This window comes from Actinomycetota bacterium (genome assembly GCA_036280995.1).
GTDB lineage: Bacteria > Actinomycetota > CALGFH01 > CALGFH01 > CALGFH01 > CALGFH01.
This window is the reverse complement of record DASUPQ010000926.1, coordinates 1-2736: the sequence shown is the minus strand read 5'-3', so window position 1 is coordinate 2736 and position 2736 is coordinate 1. Positions and strand designations below refer to the sequence as shown.

Annotated in this window: 3 protein-coding genes and 1 pseudogene; 1 reads left to right on the top strand and 3 read right to left on the bottom strand. The window is 73.8% G+C overall.

The features are described from left to right. The 3 genes and pseudogenes from VF468_30925 to VF468_30915 all read right to left on the bottom strand — a co-directional run. A partial coding sequence (locus tag VF468_30925) for a hypothetical protein (protein HEX5882699.1) occupies positions 1-209 on the bottom strand: 209 nt, incomplete at its 3' end. A 17-nt stretch (positions 210-226) separates the two neighbouring features. Beyond that, positions 227-1426 (bottom strand): MFS transporter, encoded by a 1200-nt coding sequence (locus tag VF468_30920; GenBank protein HEX5882698.1) that lies wholly within the window; start codon positions 1424-1426, stop codon positions 227-229. Positions 1427-1435: 9 nt separating this feature from the next. Then, positions 1436-1702, bottom strand: a pseudogene (locus VF468_30915) (ABC transporter ATP-binding protein). Between the two features lie 277 nt (positions 1703-1979). Here VF468_30915 and VF468_30910 point away from each other — a divergent pair. Further along, positions 1980-2309, top strand: a complete 330-nt coding sequence (locus VF468_30910; GenBank protein ID HEX5882697.1) for a hypothetical protein — start codon at positions 1980-1982, stop codon at positions 2307-2309. Positions 2310-2736: the final 427 nt, after the last annotated feature.

Sequence of the window (2736 nt, the reverse complement as noted above, 5' to 3'; positions counted from 1 at the left end):
CGAGCACCTGCACGACGAACGTCGCCCACAGCGCATCGAGAAGATCGCTCGCGCTCGGCACCGGGCCCGAAGGCAAGCGCGTCGTCACGAGATGGCCCGTCGAGCTCCACCGGCGCGTCCTTGATCATGCCGAGCAGCGGGATGCCCGAGCCCAGGAACACCGGCACGAGGTCGACGTGCACCTCGTCCAGCAGCCCCGCGTCAAGCACGAGCCTGCGCCGAACCATCAGATCCGGTCGGCCGGTCGGACGGACACGCCGACGGCCAGGGTTGCGACACCGATCCCGGACAGGGCCAGGAACACGAGCCGGTAGGAGCCGACCGCGTCGTAGAGGACGCCGGCCAGGACCGGGCCGGTGGCGGCGAGCAGGTAGCCGACCAGCAGGGCCATGCCGGACAGGTGGGCGGCCGCGGCCGGGGTCGAGACGACCTTGACCAGCAGGGTGAGGGCGAGGGCGAACATCCCACCGACGCCGAGGCCGAGCAGGGTCGCCCACAGCCAGGGAGCGGCCATCGGGGCCAGGCCGAACGCGGCCAGCATGGCCGTGACCGTGCCGACGCACAGGGCCAGCCACGGCCGGTGGTCGCCGCCGCGGTCAGCCAGGGCTGGGACGGCCAGCGCCGAGAAGACCTGGGTGAGGCTGAACAGGCCGAGCAGCAGCCCGGCCCGGCCGGCGCTCCAGCCGGCCGCCACATACAGGGGGGACAGCCAGGTGAGGGCCGCGTAGTAGAGCAGGGACTGGGAGCCCATGTACAGCGTGACCCGCCAGGCGACGCCGCTGCCCCAGGGCAGCCGCGTCCGGCCGGGGGCCGGGTCGGCCGCCACCGGGAGCCGCCGGGTCACCGGCACCCAGGCGACCAGCGCGGCCACCGCCAGCAGCCCCCAGGCGCCGATGGCGGCCGGCCATCCGCTGCCGAGCGCCTCCATGAGCGGCACCGTGGCCGCGGCGGCGACCATCGCCCCGCCGACCAGACCGGCGGTGTACAGCCCGGTGACCGCGCCGGCCCGGGATGGGAACCAGGCCTTGACCACGCCGGGGAGCAGGACCCCGCCGAGGGCGATCCCGACGCCGGCGAGCAGGGTCCCGCCGTACAGCGGCACCGCCGAGGCGTCCAGGCCGCGGACCAGTGCGCCGCAGGCGACCAGGGCGAGCGCGAAGGTCACGGCCCGCTCGCGCCCGATCCGCCGGGCCAGGGTCGCCCCGGCGGGGGCGAACAGCCCCATGCAGACCACCGGGAGGGCGGTGAGGAGCCCGGCCCGGGTGGCCGACAGCCCGAGGTCGGCCTGGATGGTGTCCAGCACCGGCGGCACGGCGGCGATGGCCGGTCGCAGGTTCACCGCGACCGCGACCACGACCACCAGCAGCCGCCAGCCGGCCCGGATGCTGGCCGGCGGCGGCCGGGTGGAGGGCTGGGACCGGGTCAAGGCCGCCGTCTAGCTGCCCGGAGCAACCGTGGCTCCCTCGGGCGACGGCGGCGCCGTCTGGTCTCGGCCACGCTTGGCCTGCTGGATCTGGGCGTAGACGTGGGTGCGGAGCCGGGTGAATCGGGGATCCGAGACGAACAGGATCGTCACCCCAGTGCGAGGCCACACCGAACGGGCGAGGTCTTCCAGCTCCGCCCGGATCTGGGCGTCGACGGCGGCGAAGGGCTCGTCCATCAGCAGGACATAGGGTTCGTCGGCGAGCGTCTTGGACATCGCATCCGATCCTCAGGACGTTCCCCCGCTGGGTGCGGCGCAGGCCGTAGTACCAGTCCAGTACCCGGTTCTCGAAGGCCCGGAACCCGAGCGACAGGATGACACCGGGCAGGCCCAGGAGGCGGTGACTGTCGCCGCCGGCCACGTTGACCACGATGTCGATTCCACCTCAAGGTCGGCCACCGCCACCCGAGCCCCTTCCTCGGCCAACCGGGACGCACACCGCCCGGCCCGGTGACCTCCAAGCTGTCCACAGAGCAAGCCATCGGGAGGAGGGGTCGTGGCCGGGCGGATCGCCGACGCCGACGCTGACCGGGCCAGGGACGCCGTCCGCCGGGAGTCCTGGGCCGAGGCGTACGAGGAGCTGTCCGCCCTCGACCCTGCCGGCACGGAATCGCGTCACCTGGAGGCGCTGGCCGACGCCGCCTGGTGGCTGTCCCGGTCCGACGAGTCGATCGCCGCCCGGCAGCGGGCCCACGCCGCCTACATTGCCGCCGGAGAGGACGCTCGGGCGGGCGGCGTGGTGCGCCGAGCTTGCGAGTGCCTACGAGGCATTGCCGCCGCTGAATGGGGACCAGCGCCGCCCTGCCTTGGTGAGGCGGTCACCTGAGGAGTGGCACGGAGGAGCGCTCGACGGCCCGGGCGTCTACCAGCTTCTCTCCGAGCAGTACCCGGCGTACCCGGCGGCCCGGTTGTTCGGCGACGCGGCCAAGCCGCTGCCGGTCTGGGCCGAGCTGGCCCCTGCCGAGCAGCGGCAGGACGTCGAGGCCCCGCTCGGACACCTGGACCTGTCCGAGCCGGTCCCCGACGTGCGGACCTGGCACTACTGGGAGACGTGCGACCCCCGCGGCGAGGAGGGAGTTCAAGCGCCACCTGGACGAGTGGGACCGGCAGCTCCGGGAGGTCCACGCCGGCCAGCGAGAGCACCAGAAGACCTGGAACCAGCTCACCTACGACCTCGGGGCGATGACCCGAGACGAGCACGGCCGGCTCCGGCTGGACTGCAAGCTCGGGACCTACTACCACTCGCTCAGCAC